Source organism: Pseudomonadales bacterium, assembly GCA_024234615.1.
GTDB lineage: Bacteria > Pseudomonadota > Gammaproteobacteria > Pseudomonadales > IMCC2047 > JAJFKB01.
The window spans coordinates 1,318,252-1,334,302 of the sequence record JACKNY010000001.1 but is presented as its reverse complement, the minus strand read 5'-3'; the positions used below and the strand labels follow the sequence as shown (position 1 = coordinate 1,334,302).

Annotated in this window: 15 protein-coding genes; 4 read left to right on the top strand and 11 right to left on the bottom strand. The window is 48.3% G+C overall.

The features are described 5' to 3' along the window. Positions 1–330 precede the first annotated feature (330 nt). Entirely contained in the window at positions 331–3,459 is a 3,129-nt protein-coding gene (locus H6995_06135; GenBank protein ID MCP5214566.1) for an Rne/Rng family ribonuclease, read from the top strand. A 60-nt stretch (positions 3,460–3,519) separates the two neighbouring features. On the opposite strand, the gene murB is transcribed toward H6995_06135, so the two are convergent. The 10 genes from murB to H6995_06085 all read right to left on the bottom strand — a co-directional run bounded on the left by murB (position 3,520) and on the right by H6995_06085 (position 10,405). Next, entirely contained in the window at positions 3,520–4,536 is a 1,017-nt protein-coding gene (gene murB, locus H6995_06130) for a UDP-N-acetylmuramate dehydrogenase (protein ID MCP5214565.1), read from the bottom strand. A 21-nt stretch (positions 4,537–4,557) separates the two neighbouring features. Continuing rightward, positions 4,558–5,037, bottom strand: coding sequence for a low molecular weight phosphotyrosine protein phosphatase (locus H6995_06125; protein MCP5214564.1), 480 nt, complete (start codon positions 5,035–5,037; stop codon positions 4,558–4,560). A gap of 75 nt (positions 5,038–5,112) precedes the next feature. Beyond that, positions 5,113–5,892, bottom strand: a complete 780-nt coding sequence (kdsB, locus tag H6995_06120) for a 3-deoxy-manno-octulosonate cytidylyltransferase (GenBank protein ID MCP5214563.1) — start codon at positions 5,890–5,892, stop codon at positions 5,113–5,115. 9 nt (positions 5,893–5,901) lie between these two features. Then, entirely contained in the window at positions 5,902–6,087 is a 186-nt protein-coding gene (locus H6995_06115) for a Trm112 family protein (protein MCP5214562.1), read from the bottom strand. Positions 6,088–6,095: 8 nt separating this feature from the next. Next, on the bottom strand, positions 6,096–7,103 hold the full coding sequence (locus H6995_06110; GenBank protein ID MCP5214561.1) for a tetraacyldisaccharide 4'-kinase: 1,008 nt from the start codon (positions 7,101–7,103) through the stop codon (positions 6,096–6,098). Between the two features lie 35 nt (positions 7,104–7,138). Further along, positions 7,139–7,561: a biopolymer transporter ExbD gene (locus H6995_06105; GenBank protein MCP5214560.1), complete on the bottom strand. Its 423-nt coding sequence runs from the start codon at positions 7,559–7,561 to the stop codon at positions 7,139–7,141. Between the two features lie 5 nt (positions 7,562–7,566). Next, a complete protein-coding gene (locus tag H6995_06100) occupies positions 7,567–8,205 on the bottom strand; it encodes a MotA/TolQ/ExbB proton channel family protein (GenBank protein ID MCP5214559.1) in 639 nt (212 codons plus the stop codon). A gap of 150 nt (positions 8,206–8,355) precedes the next feature. Further along, the gene (locus H6995_06095) at positions 8,356–9,183 is read right to left on the bottom strand and encodes a phytanoyl-CoA dioxygenase family protein (GenBank protein ID MCP5214558.1); all 828 of its coding nucleotides are present in this window, start codon (positions 9,181–9,183) and stop codon (positions 8,356–8,358) included. A gap of 35 nt (positions 9,184–9,218) precedes the next feature. Further along, positions 9,219–9,539, bottom strand: a complete 321-nt coding sequence (locus tag H6995_06090; protein ID MCP5214557.1) for a hypothetical protein — start codon at positions 9,537–9,539, stop codon at positions 9,219–9,221. 92 nt (positions 9,540–9,631) lie between these two features. Continuing rightward, positions 9,632–10,405, bottom strand: a complete 774-nt coding sequence (locus H6995_06085; protein ID MCP5214556.1) for a helix-turn-helix domain-containing protein — start codon at positions 10,403–10,405, stop codon at positions 9,632–9,634. 176 nt (positions 10,406–10,581) lie between these two features. On the opposite strand from H6995_06085, the gene H6995_06080 reads away from it, so the two are divergent. Beyond that, a complete protein-coding gene (locus H6995_06080) occupies positions 10,582–12,750 on the top strand; it encodes a Fe-S protein (protein MCP5214555.1) in 2,169 nt (722 codons plus the stop codon). Positions 12,751–12,783: 33 nt separating this feature from the next. Here H6995_06080 and H6995_06075 read toward each other — a convergent pair whose 3' ends face one another. Continuing rightward, entirely contained in the window at positions 12,784–14,073 is a 1,290-nt protein-coding gene (locus tag H6995_06075) for a hypothetical protein (protein ID MCP5214554.1), read from the bottom strand. Positions 14,074–14,260: 187 nt separating this feature from the next. Here H6995_06075 and mnmA point away from each other — a divergent pair, with 187 nt between their 5' ends. Beyond that, complete coding sequence (gene mnmA / locus H6995_06070; protein ID MCP5214553.1) at positions 14,261–15,358, top strand: tRNA 2-thiouridine(34) synthase MnmA; 1,098 nt, start codon at positions 14,261–14,263, stop codon at positions 15,356–15,358. Continuing rightward, positions 15,351–15,986, top strand: a complete 636-nt coding sequence (gene hflD / locus H6995_06065; GenBank protein MCP5214552.1) for a high frequency lysogenization protein HflD — start codon at positions 15,351–15,353, stop codon at positions 15,984–15,986. The genes mnmA and hflD overlap by 8 nt, the downstream gene beginning before the upstream one ends. Positions 15,987–16,051 lie beyond the last annotated feature (65 nt).

Genomic DNA, 16,051 nt, shown 5'->3' with positions numbered 1-16,051 from the left:
TGTCAGAAGCTCAGCAGCGACAGCGCCAACCCTACATCTGGCCGTACTGTGAACCTATTATTCTGACGTGAAAATGATTTAAGATTTACTAAAACGGCTTGATACTTTCTTTGATTGCGAATAAAAGTAGCTCCAGATTTATTACATAACGTACTGTTTAAAAAGGTTTTTATTGAATTAATATTTGGTTATTCCAACATTTAAACCCTCAATATATTCCTACTTCTGAATAACACAGAAGTTTGAGCACAATAGCAGTATTACTGTTTATAAGTCTGGTTCTGTTGTCGTCAGGTAACGCCTAACGAGCAATAGAGTCATATGAAAAGAATGTTAATTAATGCAACTCAACCAGAAGAGTTGCGTGTCGCACTTGTCGATGGACAGCGGCTATACGATCTGGATATCGAATCCGGTTCCCGCGAGCAGAAAAAAGCCAGCATATACCGAGGTAAAATCACACGGGTAGAACCCAGCCTAGAAGCGGCCTTCATCGATTTCGGCGCTGAGCGTCACGGCTTCCTTCCACTAAAAGAAATTTCACGCGAGTATTTCCTCAAACAGCCTTCTGAAATCAAAGGCCGGGTAAACATCAAAGATGTTATCAAGGAAGGCCAGGAACTAATCGTCCAGGTGGAAAAAGAAGAGCGCGGCAATAAGGGCGCAGCACTAACCACTTTTATCAGCCTGGCTGGTCGTTATCTGGTGCTAATGCCAAATAATCCACGTGCTGGCGGCATTTCAAGACGAATCGAAGGAGAGGATCGCACCGAGCTGAGAGATGCTTTGGCGCAACTGACCATACCCGAGGAAACCGGCGTTATCGTGCGTACTGCGGGTGTCGGAAAAAGCTCGGAAGAACTGCAATGGGATCTTGAGTACTTACTACAGCTTTGGGACGCCGTCACCAAAGCCGCATTGGAAAATCGTGCCCCCTTTTTGGTGTATCAAGAAAATAACTTAATTATCCGCGCGATTCGCGACTATCTAAGACAAGATATTGCTGAAGTGATCATTGATGATCCTACTGTCCACCAAGAGGCACAGCAGTTTATCAGCCAAGTAATGCCGCAGTACCAGAGCAAAATAAAGCTGTATCAGGACAAAGTACCTTTATTTAACCGTTATCACATTGAAAGCCAAATCGAAACCGCCTTTCAACGCGAGGTTAAATTGCCTTCTGGAGGCTCAATAGTCATCGACCCCACAGAAGCACTGATTTCCATTGATATCAACTCAGCTCGCGCCACCAAGGGTAGTGATATCGAAGAAACGGCCCTTAATACCAACCTTGAAGCTGCGGAAGAAATCGCTCGCCAATTACGTTTGCGCGACATGGGCGGCTTGGTAGTCATCGATTTCATTGACATGATGAACAACCGCAATCAGCGTGAAGTCGAAACACAACTGCGCAACGCTCTTAAGGTTGATAGAGCACGCATTCAGGTGGGTCGCATTTCCCGCTTTGGCCTATTGGAAATGTCTCGACAACGCCTGCGCCCTTCTTTGGGCGAAACCAGCACTATTGTTTGCCCACGCTGTAACGGCAACGGCACAATACGCGGTGTTGAGTCACTTTCGCTATCGGTCATGCGGCTAATAGAGGAGGAATCCTTTAAGGACCGCACTGAGCAAATACATGCTATTTTGCCAGTTTCAGTTGCCACCTTTTTGCTTAATGAAAAACGTCAGAATGTCGCCGATATTGAAAAGCGCCGTGGCGTTAAAATTCTCATCATCCCTAACCCTAATATGGAGACACCCCATTTTGAGGTACAACGCATTCGGGATGACAATGAGATCATTCATACCACCGATGCCAGTTACGACCTTATCGAACCGGATGAGGAAGACAGTAAGCCAACCACCATTGTGAGCAGCCCGAAACGAGCGGTTGCGGCCGTAAAAACCGTCATTCCTTCGAACCCTCACCCGACGAGACCCGTAGAGGTTGAGCATTCAGAGAAACCCAGCTTGATCAAACGGTTCTTTGGCGCTTTACTTGGTAGCCCTGAAAGTAAACCTGCAACCGTTGAAACAAAACCCGATTCATCAAAAGCAAAACCCAGCAGTGTTAAGCCTGAGCAACAAAAACGTCCACCAAGACGTAACAGTAAAGGTGGCAGTACTGAAGGCGGCGAGACAACTCGCACCAGAAATAGGAAAAGTGGCGGTAACCGCCAACCGGCAAAGACACGCAAACCGGCCTCTGAAGAAGAAGTTAAAGAAGCTACTCCAGCGGCGGCTGCAGGTGCGGCGTCCGCTAATAAAAATGTTCGTACACGGGGCGGCAATCGTTCACCGCAACGCCGTGAGCGTAATCGGGGGGGGCAACCAAAGGAGAACTCCGATGTTCAGTCGGCCAATAACGCTACGCCTCAAACCCAGGCTCAGGACAAGACCTCTGCTAAAAGTGGCAGTCACCCCGCGCGGCAATCATCCACAAGCACTGTTTCCGAGCCTGAAAAATCACCGTCCTTTAACACGACGGAAAGCAAAAAACTAGGTAAGGAAACGCAAGCTACCACAAATTTGGCGGCAGTAACCGCTAGCGTCGATATGGCAAAAGCCCAAGAAGCTGTTGATAACGAGACCAAAGCTCCCCGTCCTGAAGAGAAGCTGTTCGTGCAGCCAACCGTGCCGGAAGCGGCTGCAGCCTCTGAAACTAATGTTGCGCAGGACAACTCAGGTAACAAAAATGACGAGGGCAACAAGCCTGAGCGAGTAACGGTTCCGACGCAGGACATGGCGCCCGAATCGGCAGCTCAGACTGATCTAGCTGCGACACCGAACAAGCTGGGTCAGATGCCTGCAGAGAAGACCGAGCAGTTGATTTTGGAAGAACCAGCTCCGTCTCGAAAGGAACCTACTTCCGTGGTGGTGGAAACCGCAGCTAAAGATGAGCAGTCTCAAGCCGTATCTGCGACCTCAGAAAACACGGCAAGCGGTGCCGAAGGTTCAGAAACAACTGCTGTTAGCACCCCTGAGGATACAAAACCACCAGCTCCACATAAACCCCAGCGCGCGCCCAATGACCCAAGGGAAATAAAGCGCCGCCAACAGGAGCAGGAAAAGCTCGCCGCTCAGAAACCGTCACCGGACGCCGTTACCGAAAAGCCTGAAATAATCGGCGACACCCAGGCAGAACCCTCTGTAGAACGGGTTGAAGCGGCCGAGACAGCAACTGTTATCGCTTTGCCGACTAACGACAGTCCCGACGTCGAAACAAAACACTCGGACTCACAACCGGAAATTTCTACGTCATTTTTGGAAAGTAAAAACCTGAAGCTAAGTTTGGAAAATGCGGAAGCAATAAACGTTACTCTGGAGCCGAAACCAACTGAGCCAGAAGAACAAACCAAAGAACCTATAAAAGAGGATACGCCGGACGACGAACAGCTCGCGAAAAGCGATAAAACCACGAACCCGCCGGAAGATAATCTCACTCAAAAGGTATAAAACGAATACCATCCGCAGTCACAATGACTGCGGATGGACTCGTTTTTCGCAGTCAGTCGGTCACGGATAAATCTGCGGCTCGAACTCTAAATCAATACCAAAGGTTTGCTTTACCGAATCCTGAATTTTAGCCGCCAAATCAAGCACCTGTGCGCCGTTCGCGCAACCATAGTTAACCAGCACTAGCGCCTGCTGATCATGGACGCCCGCATCGCCTTCTCGCTTACCCTTCCAACCACAATAATCCACCATCCAGCCCGCCGCCACTTTCACGCTACCACAATCTTCATAGCCAACCAGTTTAGGGAAGCTGCTTTTTAATTGCTCAAATCGCTCACGGCTGATGATTGGATTTTTAAAAAAACTCCCGGCATTGCCAATAACCCGGGGATCAGGAAGTTTTCGCCGCCGAATTCGACTAACCGCCTCGGCGACATTAATTGCTTCGTAGTCGGCGAGCCCTTGGGACTTTAATTCAGCCTCGACATCGCCATAACCCGTCACCAGGTCTGGCGTTTTATTCAACCGAAAGGTAACCTGAGAAATAATGTAGCGATCTTGAAGCTTACTTTTGAATACACTATTCCGATAATCAAATTCACAGGATTCTTTATCAAATACCACCAGCACTCCGGTATCCCGCTCAACCGCCTCTAACTGATCAAAACAGCTTTTCACCTCGACACCATAAGCACCAATGTTTTGAATAGGTGCAGCACCCACAGACCCGGGAATTAAAATGAGGTTCTCTAAACCAAAGTACTGATGCACAAGACTCCACTGGACAAAATCATGCCAATTTTCTCCAGCACCCACACGCACCCATATATGCTGTGAGTCTTCCCGAACAATTTGCTTACCTCGAATAGCAACATTTAAAGCCAGACCGGGATAGGCTGCGGTAAATACCAGATTACTACCCTCTCCTAACACCATTAAGGGTACGCGCTGTGCTTTGGCATATTGAAGAGCTTCGCAAATGTCATCGGTACTCTGCGCTTGCGCCCAGAATCGGGCGGTAACATCAAAACCGAAACTATTATGTGTTCGCAACGAATAGTCGGTTTCAATTTGCATACTGTTATAACCTAGCAAGCGTTATTGCAAAGACTGTCGGAGTTGTGCAAGCAAACCCGCCGATGCAGCTTCGACCATATCTAATACCAGATGAAAGCCCTCCTCTTCGCCATAATAAGGATCTGGCACATCGGCTTCTTCTAATGCTGGCGCAAAGTTTAAAAACAAACTCAGTTTATGCCAGTGCTGTTCAGGGCACATAGCCAGCATTGCAGATAGGTTAGCGCCATCCATCGCTAAGATATAATCGAATTTATCAAAATCCTCCACGCTGATTTGGCGCGCACGCAAGGGTGACAAATCATATCCCCGAGTAGCTGCAACTTCAGTGGCGCGGCGATCCGGTGGATAGCCGATATGCCAACTACCCGTGCCTGCGGAATCGACCAAAATAGCATCCGTTAAACCAGCATCGGCAACCATTTTATTGAATACCGCATCCGCCGTAGGCGAGCGGCAAATATTACCCAAGCAAACAAAAAGTACTTTAATCATCGTCAGTTGTGACCAATATCTGATTTACGGATTGCCAATCATAGTTACTAGTTAATACCACGAGCTGATAACTCACAGCAGCTATCTGCAAGATAGAATTTTCCTCACCCGCGCTAGATCTGCTTCCGTATCAACACCTGCAGGCGGTGACTCAAGTGCTGGCGCCACCCTAATTTTTACACCATTCCACATGGCTCGAAGCTGTTCTAGGGATTCTGTCATTTCAATCGGTGCCACCGGCCATTGTACAAATTGATGTAAAAATTTTACACGGTAGGCATAAATACCAATATGACGTTGATAGTTTGCACTTATCGGTAGTTCAGTACCCTCGGTACACTCCAACGTTAGCGAAGAGAACTCATCGCGAGCCCAGGGTATGGGAGCACGACTGAAATAAAGCGCATACCCCTGTCCATCCGCAACCAGCTTCACGGTGTTAGGGTTAAATAAATGCGCTGCTTCAACAATAGGTTCACTCAGTGTCGCCATACCCGCTGCCGTATCGACACTCAGTAGCTCGGCAACTTGATCGATAATACTCGGAGGAATCAGCGGCTCATCACCCTGTACATTAACGATAATTTCATCATCGCTAAAACCGAGCTTTCTCGTGACCTCCTCTAACCGATCCGTACCTGATAAATGATCGGCTGACGTTAAGCAAACCTTGGCGCCAAAAGCATGCGCAGCTGCTTCAATACGTAAATCATCAGTGGCGATAACAACTTGTTGGGCAGCACTCATCCTGGCCTGTTCATAGACATGTTGCAGCATGGGTTTACCGGCGATATCCAGTAACGGTTTACCGGGCAAACGTGTAGAGGCATAGCGCGCAGGAATAATGATGTTAAAGGACATGGTAGGTAGCTATTTTTCCAACCGTTCGTCGGTGGAAAGCGAACGTGCCTCCTGCTCCAACATCACCGGAATGTCATCTCGAATTGGAAACGCCAAGCCGTCAAACTTACAAATAAGCTCTTTCTTCTCAGCATCGTGTTTTAGTTCGCCCTTACAAATAGGGCAAGCCAGAATATTTAACAGTCGTCTATCCATTCATTTTCCTAAACATTGGTTTTTGGGTGGGCTGAAAGTACGGAAATCCTATCGATTAACGCATTTTTAAACAAGGCTGGCAACTCAGCACTGACCCGCAAACACCAGCATTGATCATGCGCAATCGCGGCACATTTTACTGCATCTTTCTCTGTTATGATAACGGCTAGGCCATCATTAAAAGAAAGGTCCTTAGCTCTAAACTGATGATGATCAGGGAACTCATGCTCCATCACTTGATAACCCATCGACCTCAAGGTAGCAAAAAAGCGGCTCGGATTGCCGATTCCCGCCACCCCATGCACTGGAGCTTGAGTCGCTAAGGCATTACCAGGAAGTGAGGATTTTGAAACCAGATTCTGCAACTGCCCAGGGACTATGCTCATTCGATAGTGAGGCTGGACAGGCACAAAGCCCTCACCATTAACCAGGATAAAATCAACTTCTTGTAACCTTGACGGTGGTTCACGCAGCGGCCCAGCCGGTAAACAAAGGCCATTACCCAGCCCTCTGCTACCATCAATTACCGCAATCTCGAGATCGCGTGCCAGTGCGTAGTGCTGCATGCCGTCATCACTAATGATCAGGTCACAAGCGTGGTGTTTCAGTAAGAACTTTACCGCCGCAACGCGATCAGCGTCGATAACCACCGGGCAACGCGTATTTTGCGCCAACAGCATAGGCTCATCGCCACATTCAATCACATTTGTATCGGGACTGACATCAAAGGGATATCGCGGTGCCCGGCTGCCATAACCACGACTGACAATACCCGGCTTATAGCCCGCCTCCTGTAAGATTTGCGCCAACCAAGCCACCAGGGGTGTTTTGCCAACGCCGCCAACAGAGATGTTGCCGACAACAATCACCGGGACCGACGCACGCCAACTGCTTTTTTTTCCACTGAGGTAAGCATTACGCCGTTTTTCCGCTTGCCAACGGAATAATGTCGAAAGGGGTTTGAGTAGCGACAACCAAGGGCTGCCCTGATACCAAGCCTCTACTAGCTTGTTCACAATTCTGAGGATAATCCTTTTAGAGTAAGCACTTGTTATTGGTCTGAATCTCTTTGCCGAGTCGCAATACTCAAATTGACAAACCCCAGTTGTCCGGCGGCATCCATCGCTGTCACTACGGACTGGTGAGGAGATACCGCATCCGCAGAAATAATCAGCGGCAATCCAGTATTGCCCTGCGCTACGGCGTTGATCGCTGCACGCAGGGTGTCTATTTTATTGTTAACCAGCATCTTGTCATTGACCGCATACTCACCATTAGCATTGATGACAATTTCCACCTGATTATTTTTTACCGCCAGCGGCTCACCGCCAGCCTCTGGTAGATTAAGGCTTATGTGAGACTCCTTTTTAAAGGTGGTGGATACCATAAAAAAAATCAACAGCAGAAAGACCACATCTATGAGTGGCGTAAGATTGACTCCAACCTCTTCCCGTCGTTGGCGACGAAACATCATAATGGTTATTCTCCGCGTTTAGTCGCGCTATCTTCTTTGCCGCGATCACCGTGGAAGACATCAACCAGCTTAACCGCTTCCTGCTCCATATCAACCACAAGCTCGTCAATCCGGCGCTGGAACACTCGATGAAAGATTAATGTTGGAATCGCTACGCTTAATCCAGCCGCTGTAGTAATTAGCGCCTCGGATATCCCCCCCGCTAAGACGCTGGCATTACCTGTGCCCTGCACCATGATCGCAGTAAAAACTTTGATCATACCAATGACGGTGCCCAATAATCCCAACAACGGGGTAATTAACGCGATGGTGCCTAAGGTATTCAGATAGCGTTCCATTTCATGGATGACATGGCTGGCAACTTCCTGAATACTCTCCTTCATAATGTCGCGGCCATATTTTGAGTTAGACAAACCCGCCGCCAGAATTCTGCCTAAAGGCGTTTTCGTGCGTAGCTCGCGCATCCGCTCTGCTGACAACTGATTGCTACGAATCCAACCCCAAACTTCTGATAATAACGTTTTAGGTGCAATCTTACTCGGCCTAAGCGTCCAAAACCGCTCCAGAATAATTGCCAGCGCCAAGACCGAACAGAGTAATATCGGCAGCATCAGCCAGCCACCGGATTTAATCATTTCCAACACGATTGAAACCCCTAAATTTTAGAGTATAAGTGAAAGTGCATTACTAGTAACTCTAGCACAATTTTTTGAGCTTACCGTAAAAGCACAGGTGAAGATAGTCAACTCCTAGGCTTTACTCTTGTTGGACGAAATCACCAGCTAACCACTGGTTTAGCGCTGCCAAACCAGTGGAAAAACTTTATCGTCCCGTGCCAAATCGCCGGGTTGAACAGAGACATCCTTTTGCGTCACAGTCGGGTCGGCGCCATCATGTGGAAACCAGATGGCGTCATCCCCTAACCATCGGGTTGAAATGGCAGCACGGCGCTGTGTCGGCGAGCTATTGCCCGGGGCCCAGTGCAGCGTCCAAGCGGAAAATAATACTGCATCTCCAGCTTTCATATCCCAACCAACAATATCAAAACTTTCTCGATCTGACTCAATATCAGGTACTTTCTCTCCGTCACCCGCTGTCGCCCAACTTGCCGGATGGTTCTCTCGCGCCCCAAACAGCTCTGGGCGATAGTACTTGCCATCAGCATGCGAGCCTCGCACAAATTCCATCGCGCTTTGTTCGATAGTGACATCCGTCAATGCCAACCATACCGAACATATTTGTTTTCCCATAAAAGGCCAGTAGGGTACATCCTGGTGCCAGGGCGTTGGCGCAGTAGTTCCGGGTTCTTTGACCAAGAGATGATCAAAATAAAAACGCACTTGGTTACTCTGCATTGCCTGCCCAGCAAGCCGGGCAACACCCGATTTAAAAAGATAAGCATTGATCTCCGGGTTTTCACACCACTGGTATCTATCAGTAAAAAGACGGTTGGTTTTTTGTCCAGGGTTGGCATCATTGGCCCATTTGCTGGGTTTGTTGAGTTGCGCATCGATTACCGCTTGCATCCTAATCACCCACTCCTGGTCGACAGCCTGACTAATAAATATCACACCATCCTGATTATATTGGGTGATCTCCTCTGGCGTTAAATGTCTTTGCACCTCAGCCCCCTCTTTTTTGTTTACCAATTGAACAGCTACTCTTCACCTCTAACACAGTAGTCAACGGTAGCGGGTTCACACCCGCCAAAGCAATAGACGACTCCGGTATCACCCATTGCTGCACCACCACCTTCAATTTTAGAGCAAACGAACTCGCCTAACCTATCTTGAAGACACTCCCCTTTACCGCACACTAAAACACCAAGTCGATCAAGCTTAATATCGCCCATGGCAAATTTTGAACACCAGACCTCGCCGAACGAGTCAACAGCACAACCGGCCTGCAAATTTAGTGAAAGGAAACTCATAAAAATAACAGCGCCCAGCAACGGCATATAACTCTTTCGATATTTCATATGATTTACCCCCTCCCCATCTTTCGAAACCAAGCTTTACTGTGCTACAGATTAATCCTCTACTTATCGGCATTCAATCCCAAAAACCGCTATTACCGCGATACCCTTTTTGCGATTTCAGCCGCGGCTTCACTAAAAAACGGAAGTAAATCAGTTTCAAACTTTGTTTGGCTCAACACATCCCGCAGAGTTACCAAGGTCAATACTGCTATTGGACGCCCCCGATCAACTACAGGTAGGCTATAGACCCTGGTTCCCTGAATGGGGGCATCATATTCCCAGCTAGCGTACCCTGCTTTTTTTGTCTCCTCTATCCACCCCGCAACCTGCTCTTCTCTAACAGGTGACTGCCCATTGGGCACGCCATGCGCAAGTACCGAGGTTAAAACTTCTCGACACTCCTTTTTGGGCAGATAAGCCAAGAGCGCTAGCCCTGAACTTGAGTTAATCAAAGGAAAACGCTTTTGCTCAAAACGTTTCAAACGTATTGGTGCAACCAGTCGGTTGCTTGCTTCAATTACCATCGACAAACCATCTCTCACTAACAAGTCGGCTGGCCACTTGGTTTCTTCACACAGATTATTCAATACGGGCTGCGCCGCCTGAGCAAGTAACGTGCCCTCGGCAAAGGCGCTTGCCAACAAACGAACTTTAGGTGTAGGGGCATAGCCACCACCTTCACCTCTAGGTCGGTTCTCGACAAAACCCTCTGCCACCAATGTATTTAAAATGCGAATCAGTGTCGGTTTCGGTAACCCGGTCTGCTCCACTAAGGAAGAAACACGAGCAGGAGCCAGCTCATTTACGGCAATAACTACGCCTAAACCTTTTGCCAGCGATTTAATATGCTCTTTTGAATAGTCCATATTACGAACCTTTTAATAACTATTTGACGATTTATACCTATTTTTGCAAGAATTCACAACCATTAGTATCGTATTGCGGACTTATAAATCGCTATTTGACACTAATTATTGAAAAAAGCTATAGTTTGCATCAATTAGCAATGATAAAAATGGGTTTTTACCCAGAGGATCACAACATGTTGAATCGCAAGCGGAGAAGCCGCCCGGTGGATTTTGGCCCTTACCCATTGGAGTCCCTCGCGAGAGATATCTCCATCTCTGAGCGCGAAGCCAACCGTCCTCCACTTGTGTCGCTTCCTCCTCTACCTGAGGCAGACACAGCCCTGGTAGAAGCAACCAGAAAGTACCGTAAAATCTTCGAAGAACTGCGAAAAGTTACCGTCTTTATTCGCAAAGCACCACTCCCTGAAAACCTTGAAAGGCGCACGCAGGACTTAAAAGGCGCAGGTTATTTTCTTGACGCCTCAATGATTGGCCTCTGTAAACTCCCTGAAAACGCCTGGGTTAAAGGTGGGGCACGTAACCCATCACACACTCACGCCCTAGTGGTTCTTGTAGAGTTTTCCAATCCAATCGATCCAGACAACATGGCAGCCGAGTGGGTGCAGGGCTTCGAACATGAGTTGGCAACCACCCGTGCTGCGGAGATATCCGCCATTTTAGCAGGGCATATCGCCGCCCTCGGTTTCCATGCGCAAGCCCATTGGCGTGGCGCAGGTGAAGTCGATTTGGAGCGCTTAGCGGTATTATCCGGCCTCGCTATTCGAGATGGCGATTCAGTAGTCAATCCCTACGTTGGAAAATCATTCGCCCTCGCCGCAGTCACCACCGAATATATCGCGGCCACGGACATACCGTTATCGACAGCAGCGATCAAGGCAAAAGGGCTGTCCTACTTTCTCGGATTGAGCGGTGCAGTATCAGGCATCGAACGCTGGCGCCGCAACCGCCGCCCTTCTCACTTTGGCCCCTATCCCGTAGAAAAATTGAAGCGAGTGGAGCATCCAACCACCCATATTTTTGATGATGAGGTACCCAGAATTCCCCAGCGCGCCAACTTTTATGTGCGCGCAGAGCGAGGTGATCTAGGCAAACGCCCCTTAAAAGAGCGTCCACGTTGGGCCTATAAGCATCCCCTATCGCAGGGAATACTCGGCCTACTTTGGGATATGGTGCCCTATCAAGATGGAGAACCAGCAACCCAAAAAGCAATAGGCACCGAAGACGCCATTGCCAACACCAAAGCCATCAAGGCACTCAGCCACTACATCGGCTCAGCCATTACCGGTATTTGTGAAATACCGGATTATTGTTGGTACAGCCACCGCAAGGACGGCTCAGTGATAAACCCTTATCATAAATACGCTGTGGTTATGCTGGTCGACCAAGGCCATGAAACCTTCGAAGGCGCCTGTGGTGACGACTGGATTTCTGGCTCACAATCCATGCGTTCATATATGCGCGGTGCTGAAATTGCGGGCACTTTGGCCGACCATATTCGACGCTTAGGTCATTCCGCTCGCGCCCAAACCAGCATCGACAGCGATGTTCTGCATGTTCCACTAGTTATAGTTGCCGGACTGGGAGAACAAAGCCGTATTGGTGAAACGGCGCTTAACCCCTTTTTAGGTCCGCGCATCAAAACCGTTGTGTTAACCACCGATATGCCCCTAATCGCTGACAAGCCGATTGATTTTGGCCTCCAACAATTCTGCTCCAAATGCTTGAAATGTGCTCGCGAATGCCCAAGCCAATCCATCCCCTTTGGCGACAAGATCATATTTAACGGTTATGAAACCTGGAAGCCAGATAGCGAACGCTGTGCAAAATACCGTATGCAGAATATGAAAGGTTCCGCTTGTGGACGCTGCATTAAAGTCTGCCCATTGACCAAGGATGTGACCTGGGATGGCCCCCTCTATGCAAGAATTGGCAGCTGGCTCGGTATTCATGCGATGTGGTTAAAACCCATCCTCGCCCCTCTCGCCATTTGGCTCGACGATAAAATAGGGAACGGCAATCCGGTCGATGCAAAAAAATGGTGGCTAGATTTGGAAGTCATCGGCGACCAATGCAACAAACCCGACGCCAACAATTACTGCGATACCCCCACCGTAGGGATCAATCGAAAAAAATTACGACCCGAACACTATATCGACCCAAAAGTACATCGGATCTCGTACTTCCCCGCCAGCAAGGTTCCCCCTCCCAACATGGAAGGGGCTTACCCTACTGATCGCAAAGCCGGGTTAGAGATTGCCGATCGTGCGGAAACCGTGAAGCAAGCTTTGGCGCGACGCAAGAATGGTGGGCCAGTACCTGAAGAGTATCGCACTAACTGGTAATTCTTATCTCAATTACCAGCGCGATATCAGTAATTAGCCACGGTAGGCGCGGCAAGCCTTTAAGCGTCTTTCAATCTCATTTTCGATGACACGATACTCATCACTACCCAAGGAAGCAAAACGCGCCTTAAACTCTAGCTCCTGAATACCTTCCGGCAGGCTTTCTATGCTCGGCATAAAGTCATTTTCATTGGTTGCAGATATTATCTGCTGCTGTAAATTTCTGGCCCGGCTCGGGTCAATCGCCAATTGTGCAAACTTCCTACCCGCTCGATCTGCAGCTAAATCCGCAAAGCTAAAACCGGAACCACCCTGGGAGTCTTTAAACTCTTTAAATAGCCCCAAACCATCGGCGACCCCATCTCCTGCTGAACTTGAAAGGTAAGCGGATAAAATAAAATGTTGTGCAAGATCATAGCGACCAGCCAACGTTAGATATCGGCGAACAGCTCTTTCACGAGGGTGTTTTTCCTGCCTACCCATCAATTGTTGAGCAGTATTACCCGCCATATATACCCCAAGAGCAGAAAGTAATGCTCGATTTTCTAATGCCGCCTGCTCTTCAGTTGCAGAACGCAGATACGCGAAATTAAATAACGGTTTTAGCATTAGCTCCGCTGGCGCAATAATATGTAGCTTGCGGCTAATTTCAGCAATACGTTGTGCATAGAAAACAAATCGTTCGTCCTCCTCCGGAGAAGAAAAAAGCTCCCGATGCGCGATAGCAATTTCCTTCAGTAATTCCGGTCGCCACTGATAAGTCAGTTCTAATTGATCTGGCCTGAATTTTAATTCGTCAATGGCGCCAAGCCCATTACGATATGATTCAAAATTCAGCAGTAGTCGGTGCGATAACCAAGATAGTATGCGACTCACCCTGTTGGGGATGGCAATTGCGCCAATACGAATGTCCTCTAACCAGAAATTATTACCCTTCTGTACTAACGCTGCGGTGGCGTTGAGATAACCCTGAAGCTTGAAAGGCTGTAACCCCACCGATAGGGTCAAGGTCGCTTTATTATTGTCGATATCCACTTTGGCACCAGAGTCTTTGAGGTTCGACATGACATACTGCAAGGCCAGGTTCAAATCATCTTCCACGGTGACGAGTTGCTTGGTTTCCCCCGCTCGCATACGCCTTGGGTCGTGGTCTTTCATCAAACGATGCAGACGCGTGACATGCTCGTAATTCATACGTTGGCCAGTCAACAATACTGGTTGTTCTTGCACCCCCCAAATCAGCACCGCAGCGGGAATAAACAGAGTCATCAACACCACAGTAAATAGCAGCCACTTCAAACCCTTCCAGATTAGTTTTAACATAGTCCGCGAACACGTTGTTTCGATGAAGCCAAGTCTAAACCAATAAGTCGCCAATGCAATCTGCGCTGTGCGAATGTCTTAGCCGTAAAATTAAACGGTCAGAGAAAATAAACCAGAGTCCTTTTGTTTATCTTTCGGTTCACCGCTAAAATAGCGCCTTTGTGATTGAAAGGCCGCGCCAACTCCAATGCCATTAACCTCAAAGCAAGCACCTGACACCCATGTCATTGTCGGCATGTCCGGCGGCGTCGACTCCTCTGTGTCAGCATTATTACTCCAACAGCAGGGCTTTCAGGTGGAAGGTCTGTTCATGAAAAACTGGGAGGAGGATGACGGAACTGAATATTGCACCGCCAAAGAAGATCTTGCCGATGCTCAAGCGGTGTGCGCAAAGCTGGGTATCAAATTGCACACGGCCAATTTTGCCGCTGAATATTGGGATTATGTGTTCGAACATTTCCTACACGAATACCGTGCGGGGCGCACGCCGAACCCTGATATCCTCTGCAACAAAGAAATTAAATTTAAGGCTTTCCTAGAATATGCTGAAGCACTGGGTGCCGACTATATCGCCACCGGGCACTATGCCCGTTTGCGCACTGTCGATAACCATACCCAGTTATTACGTGGTTTAGATGCCAATAAAGACCAAAGCTATTTCCTCCATGCTGTCTCTGAACAGCAATTGAGCAAAGCCATGTTCCCGATTGGTGAACTGGAAAAGCCAAAAGTACGAGAGCTAGCAGAACAGCATGGTCTGATTACTCACGATAAAAAAGACAGCACCGGAATTTGCTTCATCGGGGAGCGCCGCTTCAAAGATTTTTTACAACAATATTTGCCAGCGCAACCCGGTGACATCATCAGCCCAGAAGGCAACGTAATTGGTCGCCATCACGGCCTGATGTACCACACCATTGGCCAGCGTCAAGGGCTGGGCATCGGTGGGCTCAAAGACTACGATGAAGCACCCTGGTATGTGGCCAGCAAAAATATGGCGACAAACCAATTGGTTGTTGCTCAGGGCTCGGAGCACCCCTTGCTATTTTCAGATTGTCTCAAGGTCGCACAACTGACCTGGATTGATGGCGACGGGCCCCTGCTCCCGTTCAAATGCACAGCTAAAATTCGCTACCGGCAAAAAGATCAGCAATGTGAAATATTTCCCGCCAGTGGGGGAGAACTGGAAGTTCTATTTAACGAGCCGCAACGCGCTATCGCACCCGGCCAATCAGCAGTTTTTTATCTCGGCGCACAGTGCCTAGGTGGGGGTATCATTGTTTAATCCCGATAGCAGTAAAATTTATAAGCAAACCATCGCCTTTGCCGGTCTCCTGCAAGCAACGACATTGGTGGAGCAAATTGCCTGTAATGGTAATTATGATAATGATAGCTTTACCACGAGTATTGCCAGCATCTTTAAAATGGACGCTATTTCGGTGGAAGATGTCTATTCTGGACAGGTCAATTTTATTCCCAATCTGGCGCTGGGCATGAAGCAGCTGCAACAGGTACTTGAACAAAACAGACCACCGCAAACCGATCACTTTCGCTATGCCCTCGGCCTGCTTCACCTTGAGAGTAAACTGCGAAAAAATGCTGCTTTGATGGAAATACTCAGTAGTCGTCTACAAAAGACCAACGACAATTTAAACCATTTCGAGATGACCCATGAACGCATCATTGCCAGCCTGGCGCATATTTATGAAGACACGCTGAGCACGTTTCGCTACCGTATTCATGTCAATGGTAATCGACTTTACCTAGAGAACCCGCGTAACGTTAATAAAATTCGAGCCCTATTGCTGGCGGGAGTGAGATCAGCGATGCTGTGGCGTCAGGTAGGAGGCAAACGTTGGGGCATGTTGTTCTATCGGCGTTCAATGCTTGAGGTTACAAAATCGCTCTTGTAACTGCTCTAAAAATCAATTTGGTGTATTATTGCAGCCCTTTCTTAACCGCAAACTGACTGGATTTC